Origin of the sequence: Mastigocoleus sp. MO_188.B34, assembly GCF_030065675.1 — a bacterium.
In the GTDB taxonomy this organism is placed as follows: domain Bacteria; phylum Cyanobacteriota; class Cyanobacteriia; order Cyanobacteriales; family Nostocaceae; genus Mastigocoleus.
The window spans coordinates 18,219-42,804 of the sequence record NZ_JASJDK010000020.1 but is presented as its reverse complement, the minus strand read 5'-3'; the positions used below and the strand labels follow the sequence as shown (position 1 = coordinate 42,804).

The 24,586-nt window shown below is 33.7% G+C and carries 21 protein-coding genes; 16 read left to right on the top strand and 5 right to left on the bottom strand.

What is annotated here, in order from left to right; genetic code table 11:
* Window positions 1–64 precede the first annotated feature (64 nt).
* From QNJ50_RS07670 to QNJ50_RS07650, 5 genes are all read left to right on the top strand, one after another.
* The gene (locus QNJ50_RS07670) at window positions 65–1,270 is read left to right on the top strand and encodes a phosphoglycerate kinase (RefSeq protein ID WP_300633754.1); all 1,206 of its coding nucleotides are present in this window, start codon (window positions 65–67) and stop codon (window positions 1,268–1,270) included.
* 221 nt (window positions 1,271–1,491) lie between these two features.
* Window positions 1,492–2,109: an NUDIX hydrolase gene (locus QNJ50_RS07665; RefSeq protein WP_300633782.1), complete on the top strand. Its 618-nt coding sequence runs from the start codon at window positions 1,492–1,494 to the stop codon at window positions 2,107–2,109.
* Between the two features lie 846 nt (window positions 2,110–2,955).
* Window positions 2,956–6,039, top strand: a complete 3,084-nt coding sequence (locus QNJ50_RS07660; RefSeq protein WP_300633753.1) for a GAF domain-containing protein — start codon at window positions 2,956–2,958, stop codon at window positions 6,037–6,039.
* A gap of 334 nt (window positions 6,040–6,373) precedes the next feature.
* A complete protein-coding gene (locus QNJ50_RS07655; RefSeq protein ID WP_300633752.1) occupies window positions 6,374–6,718 on the top strand; it encodes a hypothetical protein in 345 nt (114 codons plus the stop codon).
* A gap of 474 nt (window positions 6,719–7,192) precedes the next feature.
* Window positions 7,193–9,169, top strand: coding sequence for a DUF3857 domain-containing protein (locus tag QNJ50_RS07650; protein WP_300633751.1), 1,977 nt, complete (start codon window positions 7,193–7,195; stop codon window positions 9,167–9,169).
* A 67-nt stretch (window positions 9,170–9,236) separates the two neighbouring features.
* On the opposite strand, the gene QNJ50_RS07645 is transcribed toward QNJ50_RS07650, so the two are convergent.
* From QNJ50_RS07645 to QNJ50_RS07630, 4 genes are all read right to left on the bottom strand, one after another.
* Window positions 9,237–11,042, bottom strand: a complete 1,806-nt coding sequence (locus QNJ50_RS07645) for a HEAT repeat domain-containing protein (protein WP_300633750.1) — start codon at window positions 11,040–11,042, stop codon at window positions 9,237–9,239.
* Window positions 11,043–11,273: 231 nt separating this feature from the next.
* Window positions 11,274–12,266, bottom strand: coding sequence for an effector-associated domain EAD1-containing protein (locus QNJ50_RS07640; protein ID WP_300633749.1), 993 nt, complete (start codon window positions 12,264–12,266; stop codon window positions 11,274–11,276).
* Between the two features lie 904 nt (window positions 12,267–13,170).
* Window positions 13,171–13,806: an ABC transporter permease gene (locus tag QNJ50_RS07635; RefSeq protein ID WP_300633748.1), complete on the bottom strand. Its 636-nt coding sequence runs from the start codon at window positions 13,804–13,806 to the stop codon at window positions 13,171–13,173.
* Entirely contained in the window at window positions 13,803–14,552 is a 750-nt protein-coding gene (locus tag QNJ50_RS07630) for an ATP-binding cassette domain-containing protein (protein WP_300633747.1), read from the bottom strand. Before QNJ50_RS07630 ends, QNJ50_RS07635 begins: the two co-directional genes overlap by 4 nt.
* A gap of 409 nt (window positions 14,553–14,961) precedes the next feature.
* Here QNJ50_RS07630 and QNJ50_RS07625 point away from each other — a divergent pair, with 409 nt between their 5' ends.
* The 9 genes from QNJ50_RS07625 (at window position 14,962) to QNJ50_RS07585 (ending at window position 22,461) form a co-directional block, all read left to right on the top strand.
* Window positions 14,962–15,363: a GFA family protein gene (locus tag QNJ50_RS07625; protein WP_300633746.1), complete on the top strand. Its 402-nt coding sequence runs from the start codon at window positions 14,962–14,964 to the stop codon at window positions 15,361–15,363.
* A 271-nt stretch (window positions 15,364–15,634) separates the two neighbouring features.
* Window positions 15,635–16,219 carry a protoporphyrinogen oxidase HemJ gene (gene hemJ / locus QNJ50_RS07620; RefSeq protein ID WP_300633745.1) on the top strand — a complete coding sequence of 195 codons (585 nt, stop codon included), beginning with the start codon at window positions 15,635–15,637 and terminating at the stop codon, window positions 16,217–16,219.
* Window positions 16,220–17,129: 910 nt separating this feature from the next.
* Entirely contained in the window at window positions 17,130–17,429 is a 300-nt protein-coding gene (locus tag QNJ50_RS07615) for a metalloregulator ArsR/SmtB family transcription factor (protein WP_366914231.1), read from the top strand.
* A 183-nt stretch (window positions 17,430–17,612) separates the two neighbouring features.
* Window positions 17,613–17,963 carry a hypothetical protein gene (locus tag QNJ50_RS07610; protein WP_300633743.1) on the top strand — a complete coding sequence of 117 codons (351 nt, stop codon included), beginning with the start codon at window positions 17,613–17,615 and terminating at the stop codon, window positions 17,961–17,963.
* Between the two features lie 707 nt (window positions 17,964–18,670).
* Window positions 18,671–19,477, top strand: a complete 807-nt coding sequence (locus QNJ50_RS07605) for a glucose 1-dehydrogenase (RefSeq protein WP_300633742.1) — start codon at window positions 18,671–18,673, stop codon at window positions 19,475–19,477.
* A 355-nt stretch (window positions 19,478–19,832) separates the two neighbouring features.
* Window positions 19,833–20,057 carry a hypothetical protein gene (locus QNJ50_RS07600; protein WP_300633741.1) on the top strand — a complete coding sequence of 75 codons (225 nt, stop codon included), beginning with the start codon at window positions 19,833–19,835 and terminating at the stop codon, window positions 20,055–20,057.
* Between the two features lie 368 nt (window positions 20,058–20,425).
* Window positions 20,426–20,680, top strand: coding sequence for a hypothetical protein (locus tag QNJ50_RS07595; protein WP_300633740.1), 255 nt, complete (start codon window positions 20,426–20,428; stop codon window positions 20,678–20,680).
* A gap of 313 nt (window positions 20,681–20,993) precedes the next feature.
* The gene (locus QNJ50_RS07590; RefSeq protein WP_300633739.1) at window positions 20,994–21,362 is read left to right on the top strand and encodes a hypothetical protein; all 369 of its coding nucleotides are present in this window, start codon (window positions 20,994–20,996) and stop codon (window positions 21,360–21,362) included.
* 334 nt (window positions 21,363–21,696) lie between these two features.
* The gene (locus QNJ50_RS07585; protein ID WP_300633738.1) at window positions 21,697–22,461 is read left to right on the top strand and encodes a histidine kinase; all 765 of its coding nucleotides are present in this window, start codon (window positions 21,697–21,699) and stop codon (window positions 22,459–22,461) included.
* Window positions 22,462–22,763: 302 nt separating this feature from the next.
* Here the strand turns inward: QNJ50_RS07585 and QNJ50_RS07580 are convergent, their stop codons facing one another.
* Window positions 22,764–22,958 (bottom strand): YqaE/Pmp3 family membrane protein, encoded by a 195-nt coding sequence (locus QNJ50_RS07580; RefSeq protein WP_300633737.1) that lies wholly within the window; start codon window positions 22,956–22,958, stop codon window positions 22,764–22,766.
* A gap of 266 nt (window positions 22,959–23,224) precedes the next feature.
* On the opposite strand from QNJ50_RS07580, the gene QNJ50_RS07575 reads away from it, so the two are divergent.
* Complete coding sequence (locus QNJ50_RS07575; RefSeq protein ID WP_300633736.1) at window positions 23,225–23,590, top strand: phage holin family protein; 366 nt, start codon at window positions 23,225–23,227, stop codon at window positions 23,588–23,590.
* Window positions 23,591–23,824: 234 nt separating this feature from the next.
* A complete protein-coding gene (locus QNJ50_RS07570) occupies window positions 23,825–24,241 on the top strand; it encodes a DUF2294 domain-containing protein (protein ID WP_300633735.1) in 417 nt (138 codons plus the stop codon).
* Window positions 24,242–24,586: the final 345 nt, after the last annotated feature.

The following is a 24,586-nucleotide window of genomic DNA, read 5'->3' as shown; positions in this document are numbered from 1 at the left end:
CTGTAAAATTTGGATGGTTATACTTTCAAAACAATAACAAAAAGGCGATCGGGAGGGTTTGATTGTGTCCAAAAAAACTTTAGCAAATTTATCAGCGAGTGAAGTATCTGGAAAACGTGCTTTGGTACGGGTAGATTTTAACGTACCTTTAGACGAATCTGGAAAAATCACCGATGATACGCGGATTCGAGCAGCCCTACCAACGATCCAGGATTTAACAGAAAAAGGTGCCAAAGTCATTTTGGCAAGCCATTTTGGACGTCCTAAGGGTGTGGTAAACGATAAAATGCGCTTGACTCCAGTTGCTAAGCGTCTTTCTGAATTATTAGGGAAAGATGTAATTAAATGTGATGATTGTGTCGGTGAAGAGGTCACAACAAAAGTTACCGGGTTACAAAATGGACAAGTACTTTTGTTAGAAAATGTCCGTTTTCATGCCGGAGAAGAAAAAAACGTTCCTGATTTCGCCAAGCAATTGGCTGCAAATGCTGATTTTTACGTAAATGATGCTTTTGGTACTGCTCACCGCGCCCATGCTTCTACAGAAGGTGTAACCCACTATCTCAGTCCTTCTGTTGCTGGGTATTTGATTGAGAAGGAATTACAGTATCTCCAAAGTGCAATTGAAAATCCCCAGCGTCCTTTAGCAGCGATTATTGGTGGTTCTAAAGTTTCCAGCAAAATTGGTGTAATTGAAACCTTACTGGAAAAATGTGACAAACTCATCATTGGCGGTGGAATGATTTTCACTTTCTACAAAGCCCGTGGTTTGAGCGTTGGTAAATCTTTGGTAGAAGAAGACAAGTTAGAATTAGCTAAATCTTTAGAAGCTAAAGCAAAAGAAAAAGGAGTACAATTGTTACTTCCCACCGATGTGGTAGTTGCAGATAACTTTGCTCCTGATGCTAACTCCCAAACCGTGAGCATTGATAGTATTCCTGATGGCTGGATGGGTTTAGATATTGGTCCAGATTCAGTTAAAACCTTCCAAGCAGCCCTTGCTGATTGCAAAGCTGTGATTTGGAATGGTCCCATGGGCGTATTTGAATTTGATAAATTTGCCGTTGGAACTGAAGCGATCGCTCGCACCCTTGCTGATATCGGTAAAACCGGCGCTACAACAATCATTGGTGGTGGTGACTCCGTCGCGGCTGTAGAAAAAGTTGGTTTAGCTGACCAAATGAGTCATATTTCTACTGGTGGTGGTGCGAGTTTGGAATTACTTGAAGGTAAAACATTACCCGGAATTGCTGCTTTAGATGATGCATAAACTCTAAGTTTTTATCAGAAGCAAATGGTAATAAACAATAAACCATAAGTAATAAGTAACAAGTAACTAGTAACTAGTAATTACCAACAATAGAGTAATTTATCTTACTCTTTGTTGTTTACTAGTTACGATCGCTAAAAATTAGTTCTAAATTTGTGGTATTGTGCATGCGTTGGAGCACTCAATATTTATGGGACAACTATATGGAGGAACAAAAGACCATAAAGCCACAATGGTTGGAATGGGCGCAAAAATTACAAGCAATCACCCAAAATGGTCTGGCTTATTCAGAAAATCAGTTTGACATTGAACGTTACCATTCTTTACAAAATATTACTGCTGAAATCGTATCCACCTATTCGGAGTTAAAGCATAAACAAATTCTCGATTTATTTACAGGGGAAGTGGGTTATGCAACTCCTAAAATCGATATCCGTGGTGCAGTATTTCGTGACAATAAAATTTTACTAGTCAAAGAACGAGTGGATGGTTTATGGACTTTACCCGGTGGATGGGCTGATGTGGGAGAGTCGCCGAGTGAAGCTGTTGTCAAAGAAATTCGAGAAGAATCGGGTTATAAGACACGCGCCCTCAAGTTAGTTGCCGTATACGACCGAGATAGACAAGGGCATACGCCATTTCCATTTCACTGCTACAAACTCTTTTTTCTCTGTGAATTAATTGGTGGTTCCCCCTCTGCTTCCATTGAAACTGAGGAAGTTGATTTTTTCTTTGAAGATAATATACCTCTGCTATCAATTGGAAGAGTAACAAAAGCACAGATTCAACTAATGTTTGAACATTACCGTCACCCAGATTTACCTACAGATTTTGATTAATGTTCAAAACTTAAAATTAAACATTTAAATAAAAACCGAAAATCAATTGCAGAAGCAAATTCAAAGAAGGATTTATTTGTATTTTTTAAAGTTGAAAAATAAAACTTTACTCACACCTAGATTTTTACTATAAAGTATCTTAGATATACTCAGATAATTTTTATCGCTAATAATAATTTTGCAAAAAAATAAAATAAATGATAGCTTGGATTATTTTATTTTTTGTTCAGTTTAATACATTTTTTAAGAATGTAAGTATATAAGAAATATTTCATACGATAGATGTGGTATTACACCATATATCTTATTAGTAATAATTGTAATCTGGTTTGTTTTTTATTAATTTATTTTTAGCTCATTTTAAGGGAATAAATTCAAAAATAATATCATTCACCCTCAATAGTAAATCTATTGATAGATGGCATTTTCAAAAAATAATACTATCTTGAAAAAGATTCCTGCTTCATTGGAAGCTGAACTAAAAAAAGTTAAGATAGTGAGTCATCCTGGTAAATTTAAACCATTATAGTAATATCCTCATGCTCCGCTTGGTGGATACTGCGTATATTTTGAAAGTGATTTAAAACTAAATAAAATCATGGATGTAAGATCTAACCATCTGAAATAATAAACTCTAAAGTTTTTTATTCTTCAAAAAAAGAGATTATTTTCATGATTTAATTTACTAAAAGTTTTTCTGTGTTACCCGTCTAAATTCTGAAACAACCATATTTTTGCTTATTTGAATGCTTATATGATTGCAAAGACACGTATTTCTTTGGCTAATTTAATGCTGTTTTAAATCAAAAAATTTGGTTGTAATAATGTTTTAAGAAAGTTCTCTAAATGGTTAAGGCTATGCAGTTAAGTTCGCAAAAATTAAAGAAACAACTTGATTTTTTTATTAAGGGTTTTCAAGAGCAGCCAGCACAACATAAAGTATTGGCAAATATCATTGAAGAAATTCGCGAACCCATAGATTTGAATGCAACATTTGAAGCTATTGTTGCTCAAGTTCGACAGTTACTGAATGTTGATCGGGTTGCGGTATTAAGATTTTCACCGGGGGATGATTGGGAAGGGAAATTTATCTTTGAAGATGTTGGTGCAGATTGGGATTCAATCCTAGGAGAAACAATTCGCGATCGCTGTTTTGCCGAAAAATTTTCTGCTGATTACTCCCAGGGTAGAATACAAGCGGTCACAGATGTTCGTGTTGCTCAACTTAATGATTGTCATGCAGAAATGCTGGGAAAATACCAAGTCAGAGCTAACTTGGTCATCCCTTTAATTAAAGACAAGAAGTTGTGGGGTCTACTATGTATTCATCAATGTAGTAGCGCCCGTGAATGGAAATCTTCTGAAATCAAATTTGTAATTACCATTGCTAGGCTGTTGACAGTTGCAATTCAACAACTGGATCGAATTGAAAAGGCTGATTTAGCTAAAAAACTAGCCACTGCGAAACAGAAACATAAAATGGTTGTTGAAATTTTTGAAAAAATCCGTCATTCACTTGATATCGATACGATATTATCAACTGGGACTCAAGAGATTCGACAACTTTTAAAGGTTGATCGTGTTGCTATTTTTCAATTTAATTCGGATTGGAGTGGTAATTTCGTTGCAGAGTCATTCGAGCAAGCTTGGAAGCCTTTAGTAGGAGTTTCTCCCACAATTGACGATACTTATCTCCAAGATACTCAAGGGGGACGGTACGCCAATAACGAGAGTTTTGCAGTGGACGACATTTATCAGGCTGGGCTCAGTGAATGTCATATAACCCTACTAGAAGAATTTCAGGCTAAAGCTTTTGTAGTCATTCCAATTTTAAAAGAGGATAAGCTTTGGGGGTTAATTGGGGTATATCAAAATTCTTCTGCTAGAAATTGGAAAGCTGATGAAGTTGAAATTTTAGCTCAAATTGCTTCCCAGATTTCTGTAGCATTAAGTCACTACGAATTATTAGCTAAAGCCCGCTACGAAATCGAGCAGCAAAAAGCATTGACTAGTACAATTGCCCGTATCAGACAGTCTGTATCTTTAGAGGATATTTTCCAAACCACCGTTACGGAAGTACGTCAGTTACTCAAAGCCGACCGAGTTGCTATATTCCATTTCGATCCGGGTAACAAATGGGAAGGAGAAATTATTTACGAAGATGTGACTTTGGGCTTAAAGTCAGCCCTTAAAGATAAAGTCTATGATCATTGCTTTGCCCAAAACTACGTACCACTTTATCGCCAAGGTCGAATAAGTGCGATTTCAGATATTTACAAACATGATTTCAAACAATGCTATATCCAAATCCTAGAAAAATTCCAAGTACGTGCAAATATTGTTGCACCTTTAATTAAAGCTGGTGAATTATGGGGTTTATTGTGCATTCATCAATGCGAGCGGACTCGAGACTGGCAATCTTCAGAAATAGAGTTTGTCTATCAAATTGGCGAACAATTAGGAATTGCATTGAAACAGGATGCTTATTGGGAGCAAGTTCAGAGCGATATGCGAGCAAAAGTTGCCGAACATAAACAGACAATGGAACGGCAAAAATTATTAGCTATAACTGTAGATAAGATACGTCGCTCTCTTGATATCCAAACTATTTTTGAAACTAGTACCCAAGCAGTAAGGGAACTACTAAAAGTTGATCGAGTTTCAATATATCGCTTTGATTCTGACTGGAGAGGTGAATTTGTTGCAGACTCCTTTAAAGATGGTTTGCAACCCCAGTCAAAAGGACACCCAGCGATATTACCAACATTTACAAATACAAATAATAAGGATGGGAAACTACCGCGTCATGAAGTTTTTACTTCTATTTCCCAAGGTAAAGAATTATGGGGATTATTGATTGCTTATCAAAACTCCTATCCCCGTCATTGGAAAAGTGAGGAAATCGAATTACTCAACCAACTTGGGGCTCAGTTGGGGGTTGCAATTCAGCAAGCAGAATTGCTCCAGCAGAAAAAAGATCAAGCGACACAACTAGCAGAAGCATTTGAGGAAATCAAACAAACTCAGGAATACTTAATCCAGGGCGAGAAAATGGCAAATCTGGGAGAGTTATTGACAGGTATTGTTAGTGAAATGAACGATCCTGTTAACTCAATCCTAAAGAATATTAATGAAGTTAGCAAACGTACTGGAGACTTACTGGAAATTACCAGCCTCTACCATCACAGTTACCCTGACGCTTCACCAGCTATTGAAGAGCGACTCAAAAAACTCAATCTGGATCTGCAAAACACGGATTTATATGAAACTCTTAACTCCATGAAAATTGGAGCTAAACATCTGAGTCAGACCTTAGGATCGTTGGAAAAATTTTCCCGCGCAGATGAAAGCGAATTGAAACTAGTGGACATCAATGAAGAGTTAGATAATATTTTACTTATTTTAGAGCACCGATTAAAAGCCAAGGGTAAATATCCTGGAATTGAGGCGATAAAGAAATATGACAGAATACCGTTAGCTGAATGTTATCCAGGACAGTTAAATCAAGCATTAATAAATATCTTGCTTTATAACATAAGTGCCCTAGAACAGAAGTTTACCACAATTGAAAAAGAACATTCAGGAAGGTCATCAGAATGTCCTTATATCCCCTTGTTTATCTGGGTTGTCACTAAATCTATTGGTAACAAAATCAGCATTAAAATTACTGATAACGGTCCAGGTATGACGGAATTGGTAAGGGAAACAATTTTTGACTTAACTTCTAAAACTAAGGGTTTTCAAATGAAAGATTCCGAATCAAAAGAAGTTTTTTCTAGAACAGGATTAGGTTTGGGTATTTGTCATCAAATTATTACAGATAAACACCAAGGTCAAATTAAGTGCTTTTCTCAGGTGGGTCAGGGAACAGAATTTTTAATTGAAATTCCTACCAGACAAAGTCTTCCTATTGAACCTTTCCGATACTAAAACACTAACAATAGGGAAGAAATCCCATATATCTGTACAAACCATGAGCCCGGGATTTAGCATTCACTGTTAAATCCCACTCAGGATGTCGTTAGCTTTTAAACCGAGTCTAGATTAATTACAAGCAAGCAGCGATCGCTTTGGTCAATATTCAACGAAAAATGAGAAATACTAATAGCTATATAGCTATTCCTAATCTGATAAAACCAAAGTTAGGAAATATTGGATAAAATTTCCATTTTGTAACAATAGTATATTTTAGTACAACTTAATGTGTAATTGGTCTTCTCAAAGCTGTATCTATGTTTAGTAAAACTAAAATAGACTAAACATTATGATTAACCAAACTATAACCTTAGAACAAATCGTTAAAATAGGTGAGAAGATTGGACTTCATACCGTCAAACAATTAAAACTTCAAGGTGGTTACCAATTTTATGTTGTTTTTCGTCTTCCTCATCTTGATAATTACTCTATTTGTGTGAATGTTCACAGTGAAAAACCGATCGAGATTGAAGCTTGGGAATCTTCGTCTGATATTGATATTATTTCCTTACACTTATCAATGCTCGATAGTTGTACCTTGGAAATAATTCCTCACACACTCCAGTACGTGATGAATTTGATCGAAAAATACGAAAACATTGATGATAATGTGTTGCTACGACTAGTCGCTTAACCAAATCAGAAAATACATCTCTGATAATCATTTAGTTAGGTAATTTTTCCCGATCTGCGAATACAGTTAAATGAGAATATTCTCTCCCCTCCTTTAAGATAAGTTAGGAAACGGGAAATTTGTCCTTGTCTAAATTTTGAATAATTTTGACATTGTCCCAACTGTTTATATCTTCTGTTGGTGGATAATTTCTTTAAAAAAGAGAATTCTAAAAAATATAATTTTAAAAAATATAATATTTACCAAATCAACGAGTACCTAAAGGCGAAATGAATTATTCTTATTTCTCTTTGTACGAGAAGAAATAAATACGAGAAGAAATAAAAATGTCGTGGTAATATAACCAACACCAGAATAGTGTGTGATTTAAATCACAAGCAATTTAGCGATAATAAGCTAATAGTACTACTTGCTACATGAACACCTGTAGATTCTAATACAAGTGTTTGGCGGCTATTGCTTGTATTCCGAAAAATGAAATATCACAAACTTCTTTTTAGATTTATTATCGCCTTTTGCTGTGGAATATTACTCAACATAGTACCTAATCTTAGCTATGGTGCTGATATTGCACAGGTTATAAGTTCTAGCCAGATAAGCTCACCTATAAAAATAGGAACCAATATTAAGGATGAGCAAAATAAAATACAGTCTATTCCTCAAGTAGGTAAAGATAAAAATATTATCCACAATGTAAGGATAGACAATTATGAAAATAAATATTTAATTAATTCCGACTATACATATACTTGCTTAAAAACTCAACAAACAACCTTGCTCACTAAACAAGGAATTGAAGACTGGAAAAGAGATTATCTTGATTATTCTCCCGATACCCAATCTGTAGAATTAATTGATGCTTATGTCATTCAACCAAATGGGAAAAAAATTAAGGTTACCAAAGAAAATATTTTCACTCGTTCTAGTCCTGAATATGTACCGGGTTTCACCAACGATTTAAGGATGACGATAGTATTTCCCCAACTCAAAGTTGGATCTAAAACTTTCGTACAATGGAAGCTGACCCAGAAAAAACCTTTTACTGTTGGTTTGAGTGATGTTGAGACTCCATTCTTTTCCATACCAGTAGTTAAGGAATCTATAGAGATAGAATTACCCACATCCCTTAAACTTCATTGGAAAAAGAGAGGAGATTATACTGTAACAGACACTGACGAGGGAAATCTTCGCAGAATTAAAGCTGTAATAACCAATAGACCTGGCTATGACTTTGAAAATCGTATGGTTAACACCTGGGATTTTGATTCTATGTTTGTATTCTCCAATCTAGATAGCTGGGAAGAAATAGGTCAGATGATTTGGGATAAATGGCGGGATAAAATCATCATCACACCAGAAATTAAAAAACTAGCCTTGACAATAACAAAGGATAAAGAGGGTATTGAAGCCGCAAGGTCAATTTATAACTGGATTGCACAAAATATTGAATACTTAGCTGTTTATCTCAACGAATCAGCAGGTTACATTCCTCATACTTCCACGCAAATTCTGCGCAATGGCTATGGAGACTGCAAAGATTATGTACTTTTAATGCATACTTTACTTAAAGCAATAGGTATTAAATCTATTCCTACTTTGGTCAGTTCGGGAGATATGTACCAAAAGTTGCTATTACCTACATCCTCACAGTTTAATCATGCCATAATTTACTTACCCGATTATCAGATTTTTTCTGATCCAACTAATAATTATGCTGCTTTAGAGGAGTTAGATGATTCTGTAAGTAATAAGTTTGTTATCTTACTCACAGAAAAAGGCTTAACTAAATATACACCAAAATCTTTGGCTGAAAATAATCGCTATGAGATGAAAGCTTCAATTAACATCAAAAAAAACGGAACAATCAAAGGTGAAAGTGAATTAAAATATTCTGGTAATTTTAATAGTGGTTACAGGCAATACTTTACATCTAATACACCAAAGCAAATTGCCAATAAAATCTTAGCTGGTACTCCTGAAGGTGGCGCTGGAACTTTAAAGACTAACGAGCTAAATAATTTAGATGTACCTGTAAAAGTAGAAGCCAAATGGAACAGTCCTCATGCTGTCGATGTGGAAGACCAAATATATTTCAATACACCTGTTGGGATTAATACTATCAACTCTCAATGGTTAAGGAGATACCTTACACTTGATAAGCGCTTGTATCCATTTATTGTAGGTGCTAGAAGTTATAATTGGGAATATAAAATTAATATTCCTGCCGGATATAAAATTATCCGCCAACCAAAGAATAGGAATTTTTTAAATACAACTGGTTCCTATATAAGTAGCTATGAACAAAAAGAAGGATACATTGTAGTAAAACGTAATTTAATTATTAATAAGGATGTTTATAAGGCTGAAGAATATCCTGATTTTCAGGAATTAATCCATAAACCGATTAATGATGCTCGTAGTATTATAGTTTTCGAGAAAAAATCTGTCTGAAACAAATATAAGGTTCAAGTCCAAATACTATTATCAATTCTGGAATTTATCAGACTTATTTTTGGCTCTATTGATATAGTTGTTTGAAAACTTCGCGGATTTTGTCATTGCCAATTATTATTCCTAATAAAAAAACCAACAATAAACCTAAAAAAATATTAGTTCCTAATGAAAATATAATGAAAAACCATACTAAAAAATTTTTATTCCCACTGAAATAAATTCCCAGTGACAAACTCAAAATAGACAATAAAAAACTTATTAACGCTAATAATATATTTGCATTAATAACTGAAGTTTTATTTAGTTTTACTACATGTTTATTTGGTTGTGTATCTTTTTCGTTAGTTTCTGATTGATTAATTTCTCTTGTAAATTCAGTGAGATAGTCATTAGAATATTCTCTTGGAGCCATGAGATTTATTTTTTTGCTTCCAGTGGTTTCTATATCAGCCATAAAACTTTTTGGCGAATAGTATTCTCTCTGTTTTATTATTTTATTTGTCAATATAAAGCGATCGCTAGAATATTTATGTAAAGCTTCTTCAGCACCTTTATAGTTATTTTTTTTATATATTTTAAATAGAGTTTTTTCTACAGCATCTCTAACATCTGATATAATATCATTCCGCAAGTATTCGACAAGAATATCTTGTACTAATTGTGTGTCATCTAATAGATCGCTAGAAATATTCAGTTCGCCCAAGGCTTGAATTACATACTTGCGTGCAATCCAATCATGTTCTAATGCTTTCAGTTTTTCAATTAGTGGTTTCAATGCACGAGAATCCCCAATTCTTCCTAGAGTTTGAGCGATCGCAACACATCTATCTGTATTACTTTCGTACTTTAAGGATTTAATAAGTTCGTTTACACTCATTCTGTCAAAATTAGTATTTTGTACCGGATTCAATTTTTTTATGAGGTCGAATTCAGGAAAATTCTCTTTTGACAGTTTTTTGGTATCCTCAGGGTAAGCTAGCTGCAAATATCCAAAGACTCTAATTTTGTCTCTAATAGATGTCTTAGAAGTTCGAATATAATTTTTGAGTGCATCTTTTGCAGCTTCACGTACATTACTAAACTTATCTTGTTTAATAGCTTTTTGTAAAGCATCTACAGCTTCTGGAGGTATTAATTTACCTAGAGCAATTGCTGCTTGCAAACGTACAAAATTATCATTTTCAATTGGCTCATTATATTTTAAAGCCTGTATTAAAGCAGCAATAATTTGCTCGTATTTATTTAATTCACATTCTTTTAATTTAGGCGTTACTATTTTTGAGAGAGCAAATGCTGCTGATGCTCTAATATCAGGATTTTCAGCAGTGTTTATGAGTAAATCAACAAGGAGTCCGATCGCTTCTTGGGCTTTTAAATTTCCTAGCTTTTCAATTGCAGGTTCTCGTATATCAATATCTTCTAAATCATTTATGATTTGTATTAATATTGCTGGATCTTTTTCTGTTAATTCTTCCTTTTTTTCATCGCTTAGGTCTGCTCCAGCTAGTATTAGAGCGCGTCGAAGTTTTTTTAGAATATTTGTTAATCTCAAATCCGAACCCTCTTCTGAATGGTATTCGATCAGAGAATAATATATAGTTCCTCCTATTTCGCGGGCTCGATCGCGAACTGGCTTCATGTAATCATTACGCATAGCATGAATTAAAGATTCAACTGCTTTTAATAACTCTAAGAAAGCTGTTGTATATTTATTCTCAATAATCCAAGCGACTATATAACCTAAATTAGAAGCTGCAGCTTGTCTTTCATATCTATTTTTTGAGCTATTTAAGTCGAGTGCGTGAGCTTGTTCCTCAACCGAAAAAACCAAAAATTCTAAGGTATTTTGGGAATTTTTAGCTTGTTCCATTACCTAAATCCTTAATGTTTTCAAAGTATTAGTAAGAATTACTCAAAATAATCTCATTACATCCTTGTTTTAAATAGGAGCACAACCTCCTCAAATACTGGAGTCAACTTTCTCTATAAGCAATTTTATGAATTATATTCTAGTCAAATAATTTTCGAAATAATAATTTTTCATGACATACTTAATTATTTCCTTTTTCAAGCAGAGTTTTGTGATTAATTTTATCCATTTTCAGTTATTATTAATTATCTCCATTGGAGAAAATAGGTCGTAATTACAATATTCAAGTTTTTCTATGATACCAAGTTTTTCTATGATACAAGGGATAAGAATAGCATTCACTTCCAAATCAGAAGAAAGTGTTGGCAAAATACCTTTGTATTTTTTCCTATTGCAACTAACTTTTGCTCTAAATGCTGGTTCTGACAACAAATGCCATTTTTTCATGTCATAATCATACCAACCTAAGTAATAACCAAATTTTTCTAAATTAGTGTATTCTTTCTCTTGCCAAATATTCTCTTGCCAAATGTTTTTCTGAATAGTTAAGCCAAAACAATTGTCGCTGTATTTTTGCCACATTAAATCAATTTGATAGAGCAAATAACAAGGCAAAATATGAATATCTCTTTTATCCAAAGATTCTTCTGGGTTTTTATTATAAAGATGATGTAATATTTGACTGATAATATTAAGTGTTTCTTGGTTAGCTTCTTCCCATTTATGGTCTTTAAGCAGAGATTTTAGAGAGACAATTAAATTATATAAGTTACTTTTGTTTTGTTGATTTTGATTTAGATGTAGTTCAATTTTTTGACGTAATTTTTGATTTATATTCCTTTCTTTTTCAAGTTCTGTATTCAATTGTCGGTTTTTACTTTTCTCATATTCTAAATTTTGTTCTAATTTCTGATTGATACTTCTTGCTTTTTTAAGTTTTTCCAGTATTTTTACTTCTTTATAAACTGTGCGATAAAAATTTTCTAGTTCTGGATTACCGGGATTTTTGTTATATGCACTCTCAATTAATTTTTCTAATTTACCCTCTGTTTTAGCCCATTGAATTAATTTAAAAACAACTGTACGAAGATCTGTCTCACCTGATATTTCTACTAGATTTTCTTCTAAACTAAAATCAAGCATGATCGCTAATTTATCTTGTGTTGGATAAGCGCTCATAATTGCTTGATGTAAGTAACTGCGTTGTTCGCCATTTAAATCCATAATCTGTCACTCATGATTATGATCGGTACTTCAAGGCTTAACTAAGTTCTTCTGAAAAGATAATTTAAGGTAAAAATATATTTTTCATTATCCTTGTTATCTACTTAAGCACAGAACAAATTATAAGTATCTCCAATATGTCTGCATTTAGTAAATATACTCATGTAGAACCTATTCATCGAATATTTAAACTAAATTATATATACAAGTGTAACACAGCAAATGACAGCTTTCTAAATTCACTGTTATTGTATACCTTTACAGGCGATTACAAATAATAGAATTAAGTTTGATTTTTACATAATTTGTATATTTTTAGAGCTGTAATGTGATTTTATTGGGTGGCTTATAACCCAATACGGTTCAGATAAGCCTAAATTTCTTTTGTAGAGACGCGACATGTCGCGTCTCTACAGTGTTATTTGTTTAAAAAAAGTCTTAACTGAACTGTATTGGCTTATAACCCTAGAAACATAATTATCCTAAAATACAATAAGAAATCTAAAAATTCTTTAATTTTGGCTGAAATATTTTAAATTATCTGTTTTCTTGAAGTATTCAATATTTTTAACTTATTTCCAAATTATATTTATTTTTTATATTGATTGTGTCAACTATTTTGCTATTTACTGTAATCTTGTAGGAGATATTTTTGTTGTGAGTAATGTGTAATGACCCAATTAGCAAATATCTACAAAATCAGAAGCAAATGATAAAAACAGAATTGATCGCTATTCTAAAAAAATAATAATTATACTCAAACTTAAGACAAAACATAGGAAGGGGAAATCCTATGGTGTGTAATTCGCGAGCAGCAAATGCGATTTATCTGCAAAACATCTTAATTGTTTGCGACTTGTCGTTCTTTTTTCCCCTTCCCATAATCCCCTATTTTCCGTTCCACTTATTTTTTCCCAACTTTCAACTTTTTCTCAAGTCCACCAATTGCAAGATCGGCAAACAAAGCAATCCCAGCAGCAGGAAGAGCACCTGCTAGAATTAAATCGTTGTTAACTGTAGAAATCCCTCGGAAAATAAATATCCCTAAACCACCAGCACCGATAGCAGCAGCGATGGTTGCAATACCAATAGCAATTACCGTTGCAACCCTAACTCCAGCTAAAATAACCGGCATCGCTAAGGGTATTTCTACTTGCATCAATAATTCTTTGTCGGTCATTCCCATACCTCTCCCAGCTTCTCTAATTGCTGGATCTACACCGGATATACCAGTGTAAGTGTTGCGGATTATTGGTAGTAAAGAATAAAGGGTGAGCGCAACAATTGCAGGTACTTTACCGATTCCACCAAGTACAGGTATGGGAATTAGTAAACCAAACATCGCCAAGCTGGGAATAGTTTGCAAAACATTTGCAATTCCAAGAACTGGTTGACGAAAATTCTTTTCACGGGTAATTAAAATTCCTAGGGGTAGACCAATTAGTGTAGCAATGGCGATGGAGACAAATACAAGAAATAAGTGCTCCAGAGTACTCTCCCAAATCTCTGAGCCATATTTAATCAAGAAAAAGTTATTCATAGTGCAAATTCAATACATTCAAGAAAAGCGCGAGCTTCTGGGTGTTTAGATTGCTTAAACTCTTCTGGTGTCCCCAAAAACACCATTTTTCCTTCATCCATCAAAGCAATTCTAGATGCTAAAACAAAGGCTTCTTGGATATCATGGGTAACAAAAACTACGGTTTTACCCAATTCTTCCTGCAATCTTCGAAATTCCTGTTGTAGCTCCAAACGGGTAATGGGATCCAATGCACCAAAGGGCTCATCCATTAATAATACAGGTGGATCTGCCGCTAGCGCTCTTGCAACACCAACTCGTTGACGTTGTCCCCCAGAAAGTTGATGGGGATACCGATGAGCAAACTGTTTTGGGTCTAAACTAACTAACCGCAGCAGTTCGGAGACACGACTTTGAATTTGCTTTGGTTTCCAGCCTTCTAGGGCAGGAACTAATCCGACATTTTTTTCTACCGTAAAATGGGGAAATAAACCAATTTCTTGAATAACATAACCAATTTGTCTTCGTAATTTAATTTCATTCCACTCGGTAGTTGGAATATCATTGAATAATACTTCACCTTCCGTTGGCATATATAGGTGATTTATTAGTTTCATCGTAGTAGTTTTACCGCTACCACTACGACCAAGTAATATCAAGGCTTCCCCTTGATTAATACTGAAGTTAAGATTGGATACCAAAGGCCGATTGCCCTTGACTAGAGTAACATTACGGAATTCAACTGCTATTTGATTGTTGGACGACATGAATAAATTTATACTCGAGTTTGATTTAAGTTAACTTAAGTTTAGTGATTTTGACTTCCCAAGGTAGATTATGAACTAATAAGAACTTGAATATTTTAACTTTCCAAGAAACTAAAGGTGCAAGCATAAATACTCTACCATCAAGGCTTCAACGGTAAAGACTTTAAGTCAATGACAAGCAAAGCATATATTTTAAAAACTAAATAGCACTACACTTTGGAGGAGAAAGATTTTTGTACTGTGTTACCTTTTTCTGGATTGGGATGCTCCAAGCCGTCAATTAAACGCTGGGAAATGCAGACTTAAACCTTTATTATTCCAAAGATATAAATTCCTCAAAAAATCTTGCTTTTTGAAACTGTGTAGGAGTAGGTTAAAAGCGATTTCAACCTTATTTGAGGTTTGTATTATGGTAAGTTCTAAGCAGCCAAAAATATATACAGGTGGATGTCATTGTGGTGCTGTTCGCTTCAAAGTCGTAGTGGAAAAATACCAAGTAGATGAATGTAATTGCTCAATTTGCCAAAAAAAAGGATTTTTGCATTTAATTGTTCCGCACAATAAGTTTACTCTCCTCAAGGGTGAAGAAGTTTTAACAACTTACACTTTCAATACTGGTGTTGCGAAGCATAAATTCTGTAAAATTTGCGGGGTGCACTCATTTTATATCCCCCGCAGTCATCCAGATTGCATTGATGTAAACCTACGTTGTCTTGATGGTAACCCGATTTCAGATTTCGAAATTACACCCTTTGATGGAGCAAATTGGGAGCAAAATATTCGGAATCTGCGTTCTAGAAAGACATTATGAGAAAATTCATGCTTAGGAGTTGGGCATTAGAAATTTAGAAACGACTAAAAATCACCAATCAGCAATTACCAATTACCATATGCCGCTTGCGGTGGCACGCAGTGCTATCACCAATCACCAATCACCAAAATCAATCATAACTTTGCACTTCTTTATATTTTTAACAGCAGTAATAGCAATTTCTGTGAAGCATTTTGGCGTACCCTAATTGATATGACTTGCAGGAATTAAACAACAAAAATTGTCGAGCGTTTGAGCAAGGGGAGAACTTATGGCATATTCTTGGTTTAAAGCATTTCACATCATTGGTGTGGTAGTTTGGTTCGCCGGATTATTTTACTTAGTACGTTTGTTTATCTACCATGTCGAAGCCGATCAAGAAGCGGAACCAGCCAAAAGCATCCTGAAAAATCAATACCAAATTATGGAGAAACGGCTCTATAACATCATTACCACTCCTGGAATGGTAGTGACCGTAGGGTGTGCTATTGGTTTATTAGTTACCCAACCTGAGTATTTAAAGCAGGGTTGGCTGCACGCTAAATTAGGTTTTGTTGCTGCTTTACTGTTCTATCATTTTTATTGTGGACGCTTAATGAAGCAGCTAGAAGAAAATACTTGCAAATGGGGTAGCAAACAACTACGTGGTTTAAATGAAGCACCTACAGTTATGCTATTGGTGATTGTATTGTTAGCTGTTTTTAAAAATAGTCTACCGACAAACGCCACAGTTTGGGTAATTTTTGGTTTGATTGTCACCATGGTTGCAACAATTCAACTTTATGCAAAAAAACGTCGCCAAGATAAAGAAAAATTAGCAGCCCAATTAACACAAATCCCTCAGGAGCAAGCTTAAAAATAGTTAGTACTTTTGGATAAAATTTGGGGAAACAACCTAATTCAAAGCTAAAAAAAGGAAAAGTTGCACCTATAAAATCCATCGTGATTTACCATGTATGATAACTATGGAATATTCTTTTCTAACTTTATAGCTATTTTTTAGTTATCCTCAGAAGGTTTAGAGACGTTGCTTTGCAGCAGCGTCTCTAGGGATGATTTTAGAAAAAACAAGGCTGACAACTTGACTAATAAAATGCCAAAATACCATATGTTCCCATAATTTACATTAATTTATTGTGCGGTGCATTAAGACTAAAGTCGCGATCACATACTGCAAATGAAATATTTAATTAAATAATAATTTATGGGAAGCCCCTAATGAAAATTGCAAAACTGAAAACTTATAAGACTAAAAACTTTAACTTTACACAATATACCTGTAAATTATTGCCAAAAAAATATACATTTTGTAGCGGTTCATAATAAATTAATATATAGATGTTAAAAATTATTTCTAACCTCTTATCTTTAGTTTTAGGTTGAAATGTGTTTTTCGGTTACAGAACTATCCATTTTATCGAGTGATGAATTGGGTGAAAAAGCAGGCATTTCAGTAAGTGATACTTGTTCGCAAGTATTACTTTACTCTTGAAGATATCTTATCAATGTTGTCCTAATTTACAAATAAAATGATTCATGGGGACTATGGAAAAACCTATTTTTTCAAGATATGATTGGGATACTATAAAGCCAAATAGTTACAGGCAAAGGGATTGAAACCATTACACTAAATGATGCTTAGTAACAGTCATATTAATGTTTGCATAACATTAGAGTCGATTTGTTATCTACCAACATCAAACCAAACGTATTATAAAGAACTAGTAAGAGAAGAAAATATCCAACCTTCGCGATATTATGATGACATGGAAAAGAAAGATGTATTTAAAGTTCTCGCTAATGAAACAAGACTTCAGATACTTCAATGGTTAAAGAATCCTGAAGTCCATTTCCCATCACAAGGGATAGACACGGCTAGAGTTGGCATTTGCGTTGGTGACATTCAGAAAAAAACTGGTTTGGCTCAGTCCACAGTTTCTCATTATTTGTCCATGCTCGAAACAGCAGGTTTGGTAATCTCAACCCGTCAAGGACAGTCAACTTACTATCGCCGGAACGAGGAAGCTTTCTCAGAGTTTGCATCTTTAGTCGCCAATGAGTTATGATCCTCTAGGGTTAACTCGTTTTAGCCATAATTTAGCTTAAATCATAATTAGCTTGATACATATATAATTACTTGATGTACTTTTGTAAAAATTTGTATATAAATCATCAAATATCTCTATGACATTCATTTAAGTGTTAGACTTATATGGTATTTTGCTAAGTCTACTTAAGGGTAAACTTTATTGGTTTTTGTTGATCGTAGCTTTAAACCGTTTGCATCGATTTATTTCGATATTTCTAAATTTAGTACGGTTGTTAAGCGTTGGCGTAACAGAAAACCCAAGTTTGAATATGGAGAATTGAAAATGCTGGCAACCTGTTTGGTTTTATTAGTTATCGGGATTGGCTCTATCTGGGGAGGATTAAAGCTCCAAGACGAAATTCTTCGAATTGCAGCAATAGTAAGTGGATCGATATTGTCAATATTAGGGTTTATTTTAGCCCCTTCTTTGTTGAAGTTTTTCCTTATATTTCCTTTGATTGTGCTTGTGATGAAAATGGATAAATTTGATGCAGCACAACAGAAGTTCTAGTATACAAAAAATATTAATTGAAAAGGAGTGAAAGTAATCCCATAAACTATACCCATTACCAGAGACTCTTAGTGATAGGGAATTTTTTAAGCCATTACACCCTTTGAAGATGACTTTAGCAAAACAAAAAATAGAAAATCTGTATATCTGCAGGTAAACAAGATTTACAGACAGCTTTAGCTATAGCCTAACATTCAAATTAGAGGCTTTAAATTAAACGCATTATAAACTCCCCGCCTCATAGGAGGACGGGGTTTTGTATGTTATGCAGCCTTTGAGAACAATGACTCTGTATTGTTGGTAAAGCATGCTAATAGGCTTATAATAAACAACTGTGACTATCAATGAGTACCTATCTGAAGTTAAAAAGATAATTAGACTAGCGATAGAGCCTTTTTGAAAAAAGGTAGCTTATATTACAAATATATATTACAAATATTCGTAGTCATTGATATTAAAACATGCTTTTTTTTGTAAAACATGCAGCTATAGCGCTACGCGTAAGTCATTATTATTGATTTATCAATTAGTATTGCTATCACGATCTCACTAGCGTAAAACACTAAAAAAATGTGAATCCTGAACCTAAGTATCTAGCTCTGTGGAATCAGGAAGTAGAAGTTTCTGTATGTATGTAGATAAACAACTCTAAATAAGTAAATTTGATTAGCAACAAATTTGAGAATTAAATTCACCGCACAAAAATTATGAAAGGTCTAAAAGCAAAAAACATTTTGGTTACTGGAGCAGCAACAGGGATTGGTAGAGCAATTGCGATTCGTTTTGCTCAAGAAGGTGCAAATGTAGCAGTTAACTTTTACAAATCTGCGGAAAAAGCAAAAGAAACCGAAGAACAAATGCTGATGGAACAAGCTTGTACCCAAATTCAAGATTGTGGTGTCAAACATTTATTAGTTCAAGGAGATGTTTCTCAAGAACAAGATGTAATTGATATGTTTACCACAACAATTGAAAAATTTGGTGGTATCGATATTCTTGTTAACAATGCTGGAATTCAGAGTTCTGCAGCCTCCCATGAATTAGAAATAGATAAATTTGACCGTACGATCGCAGTTAATCTTCGGGGTGCATATCTATGTTCTCGTGAAGTTCTCAAACATTTTCTAGAACTTAAAAAAGCAGGAGTTATTATTAACAACTCTAGTGTCCACGAAATCATTCCTAGACCAGAATACGTCGGTTATTCCATCAGTAAAGGTGGAATGGAAAATCTTACCCGTACTCTTGCTTTAGAATACGCAGATCGTGGTATAAGGGTTAATGCTATTGGACCAGGTGCAACAGCTACACCTATTAATAGCTGGGCGAGCGATCCAAGTGAAAAATCTGAAGTAGAAACTCACATCCCTATGCGTAGAGCTGGTACCCCCGAAGAAATGGCTGCGGTAGTGGCTTTCCTTGCTTCTGATGAAGCAGCTTACATCACCGGACAAACTATATTTGTTGATGGTGGTTTGACTTTATATCCTGATTTCCGTCAACCTTGGTCTTAATTATTTAATTAACTACAAAGAATGTAAATCTATATTTGCAGAGATATATAAATTTCCTAGAAACGCGACTTTATTCTGTAGGGAACTGGTCTTTTAAGCCTTAGCACTGGGAATAATATCGCATCTCTAGGATCAGTTGGGAGAATAGGTAAATTCAATATCTCAAATTAAGAATATTTGCTCATCTCTATCTTGGGAATAGTTTTCAAATCCAGAAGGTATATAAATAGAAGCACATTATTTTGAGCAAAGATATTCTTCTGGTCGAAGTATAGCTTTATATAAAAAGATAAGTTATTAATAGCAAATCAATAAGTACACACATCCCAAAGTTAAATTGTGGGGGATATTTTTAATGAGTTTGTTGTTTAATTATATATTTGCAGAAATTTCTGCGAATCCAGAAGGTGCTTCTACTTATACTTTTTCTCTAACAGGTGTGATTTTTCTCGGATTTATTGCAGCTGTAACCATTGGCTCCATTGCTTGGTACAACTCTAAACGACCCCCAGGTTGGGAAAATCAAGAGCGTCCCAATATCGTACCAAAAGTAGAAAAACAAGAACATCCTGGTTTATAAAAATTCAGAAATAATACGAAATATAATCAACACAAAAATTAGTGTTCACTCATGATATTTGTGGACACTATTATTTATCCAAAGCTATCTTTAACGGACTTTTTTTTGTGTACTACTGATTATATTACTTGCGATATGAGCAATAATTAATTGTTAAATGATATAGCAGTAAGTATGTGGCTCAGGAAATTATATTTTCTTAATAAAGAAACAGGAAATAGAAAATTTACTAATTTAGATTTGTAAGGATACATTAAAGATAAATCAAATATAAATAGTTTTTTTTTTCAAATAAACCCGTGCAATAAATTAATATGTAATTGCCATGGTGTTATTTAAGTTATTTTGTTATTGGAATTATACACATTATGAGTTCATCAACACCCCTTAAAGGTTCAGAATTAATAGACTGTGCCCGTGCTAATATGAAACAAGGAATAGAAATAGCAGCTAAAAGCTGTGGCTATGGTGATAGTGTTAGCAATTTTGAAAATGAATTAAAAACAGCTTGTAATGCAATGGGTATAGATGTAAACAGTTTTTCAGACTTAATCTCTTTAGAGCAAAATATTTCAGAAACATCAGGAGTTGAGATTGCTCCTGATACCTCAACTAAACTTTAATCTGTATTTTTTTTAGAATAGTTTGATTTGAATTTTCTCTACTAATTCGATTATTCTTTGAGTTGTAGATTCCCTCAGGACTTATGCCATTTGCATAAGTCCTAAATAATTTAGTATTGCTATAGATCATCCCAGATAAATAAAATCTAATCTTCATTCTAGTTTTTCATAAAATTATTTGATTAATATTTTTTAACTGCTACTTATATCTTTAGAGAGAGAGTTTTTATATTAACTTGTCTCCAGAGATGGAATCAAAATTTACTACACTAATCCGATAATAAATATTAAGCAGATTTAGGATAAAAAATTTATGGCTAATAATGAAAAAGTAGTTGATAGTAAACAGAGAACAGAAAAAGATGGATATGATCGCAATATTATACCTGCTGAAACTGCTGCACGCATAGAACGTGAAGGAGAAGGTTTCAAACAACAACCAGAAGAAACCGAAGACGAATTAGATACAACAGGTGGCTACACAATAGATAATGAGGGCTTAGCAAATAATTATGCAGTCGAACCAGAAATGTATTATGAAGAACGTGGAGATTTAAAAGCAAAGGAAGAAGCAGAAGCTATTAGAAGAGCTAAAGAATTAGCTGAAATCAATAATAATGACGAAGATGGAAAACTCTCAATGGGAAGTGATAATCGTGGTAAAGGAGTAGGTATTATTTAAGAAAATAAATCTTGAGAATAATAATTTTACTAGAGAAATTTGAATAATTACAGAATTTTTCTCTATAATTATGCCCGGGATTTATCTTCCGGGTATTTGTGTTTTTGCATTAACTATTTTCCTTACTTTAAAAAGCCATAATTTAAAACAAATGTTATTTTTTCACTTTTATTGATGTTTATATTTTTTATTTAGCTATAATCATAATGTAATTAGATAAAAAAGATGGGGTGTAATATGACAAATCAAATTTAGTGCAAAAAAAGTTATTTAAAATCGAAATAAAATCAAGTCAAATATCTTTTAGAATCTATAAAAATTTTAGGAGTTTTATATGCCTGATTCTACCAAGGATAAAATTAAAGCAGATTTACAAAAAGTAAAAGAAGAAGGTACATTGCGTTCGGGAAGAATCAAAAAAATTTTTAGTGCTGCAATTTCACAATCTATTAGTGAGTTCAAAGAAGGTTCTGGAGAATTGGGTTATATTATCAGAGATACCTTTGCCACACTGTTAGAAAATGTAAAAGAGAAAGGACAAAACACAAAAGAAGAGGTTACGGCTTCTATAGAAGGTATGATTGAAGGAATTAGTCACTCCCAAAGAGAAGCTATCGCAAAAACTAAATCAGAAATTCAGAAGCTTCAAACACGCTTAGATGAAGATGAGAATCAACTACAGTCAACTGTTGAGGAAGCTTTGACGGAGATTGAAGCTGTAAGTGAAAAAACTTCTTCTGATGTTCGTTCTATAGTTAGTACAGCTGTTGAGAATATCAAAAATAGCGAAGAAGTTGAACTAATGAAAAAACGTTATGCTCAATTACAAGCCGAATTGTCAGTCTTACAAGCCAATTTAGCTGCTCGTTATGGTGAACCTTACGAAGAGGTTAAGCAGCATCTAGATAATGCTAAAACTTGGTATGAGAATACTAAAGAAAAATCAGAAAAAAAAGGTTCTACTTTGGTAGAAGCAAAGCAAACAGAGTTTGAAAATAAAATGAGTGAGGCAGGAGCAGCAGTAGCACGTAAAGAGAAGGAGTTAAAGCGTATTCTTAAAGAATTGTGGTATTCCTTAACTCATTCCCAGAAAAGTTAACTGATTTGAGATCTAAGAGGATGCTTCAAAAGTCATATTATTTACCTAATATATCTTGCTTTCCCCTAAATACCCCTTGGAAAGTTAGACTTTTGCCCTCTTCACAAGCGAACTGGGGGATATAAACAATGGTTTTGGGTTTTGTTCAATAAACGCTTTCTAAACATCCTCGAAGATTTTACGTCCCTACAATCTTCTTCAGATACGTGTAATATAGATAAATATAAAATAAGGAACGTGATTCCTTCACGCTCCTATATATGCAACAATTTTTTAGTAAATAACTTAGCAAATAGCAAGTGTTAATATGCTGCATTTCCTCCTTGATTTTCTTTTTCGTAATACTTAGTAATTGCCCAAAGTGCATGAATACTACCAGGAAGAATTCCAAGTAAAGTTAACAAAATATTAATCAGCAAAGCGGGACTTATACCATAGGTAAGAAATACACCTACAGGTGGTAGTACGATACCAAGAATGATTCGTAATAACTTCATATTTATTTATCTACAACAAACAATCACTTATATTCTGCAATCATATTTAGTTGCTTTTCCTCTATCTAGAGATTGGTTACAAATTTTCAAGAGTTAGATTTTGAGTTATTTTTTTTGCTTAAAAAAACATACTTTTTAGCATAGATAGTAAATAAATATATATATCTTTATAGAGAGGGTTATAAATGCTTTATTGTACATAATATATGTAAAGGAATTAGAGAAACACTCGTAAGAAAATTGCTTATTAAATTGAGGAAATTACTATGTTAGGATATTTCTTTACTGTATTGGGTACAGCCTTAAGCTTGCTGGTAGTTGATATTATTTTTCCAGGAGTAAATATAGCAACATTTCCCGCAGCTATTATTGCAGGTGTGATAATAGGGTTCGTTAATTCATTCATTAAACCTATTTTATCTTTGCTTACTTTACCTTTGAATTTAATCAGTTTGGGATTATTTTCTTTAGTCGTTAATGGTATTTGTTTTTGGTTAGCTTCTCTGTTTGCACCAGGATTTACTGTTAGTGGACCTTTAGCATTTATACTGGGACCTGTGATTTTATCTTTGGTCAGTTCTTTCTTGATGAATTACACATTAAACAGTAAAGTACCAGTTGCTGATAAGTAGTGAAGCACCGATTACTAAGTAGTAAAATACCAATTAGAAATTAATAATTGAAAAATCTTAGGTACAACACTAATTCACACCACTATTTGTAACTCGGGCAGGTTTATATTTCATACAGCTTTTTCCTTTCAGCCTGTAATTTCTTTAAAGAAATCATGCTGTTAGTAATAACCTGTATTAATTAACAGCATGCTGGCTTATTAATGGTGGTCAAGATTAACAAGGAGTTCATGAATGACTGGTGCAATACCAACTCGGGGACAATTAGAGAGAAATGTTTCACAAAGTATCCAAGCTTTGTATTCAAATCAATTAGGACATAGACCTACTAAGGTTACCTGTCAGTTATTTGATGCTACTCTAGCAATTGTTATAGAAGATAGTATCACTCAACCAGAACAATTATTGATGAAAAAAGGTCAAGGAGACTTAGCAGAACAGGTACGTTTTGGTTTGGATGAAGCAATTGAACCAAAGCTGAAGAAATTAATAGAAGAAGTTCTGGAAGTTAATGTACTTGACTTATTATCTGACGCGACATTAGAAACTGCTCGCAGTGGTATTATCGCTGTTCTATCGCAAACACCTTCAGTTCGTAACCCAGATACGATCCCAAAGGTAAAAACTAAATCTTCGGATAAGAAAAAATAAGTATGGGACTCCTCCGTAGATTTTGTTGATTGTTAACATTAATGTGATAATAGTAAGAGACTCTCTCCGCCGACGGCGTAGAGTATACTATAGCGTACCGTAGGTATTATTGCCTGCGTTTTGTCCTTGATAATCATACTTACGGGACATTTTGCTAACAGTATAATTACAATACTATGAAATGACTGCACCGAATTGCAATTTGCATTGCTGCGAGTTCCGTTTTTTCCCATCATCTATTCCCTACCTGTAGAATTGATTTTGACTGTGTAACGCTACAGGAACATCAACCAAACAGAGTTCCTATATGATTGGATATTTTAGTAAGTATTTTGTCCGATCTAA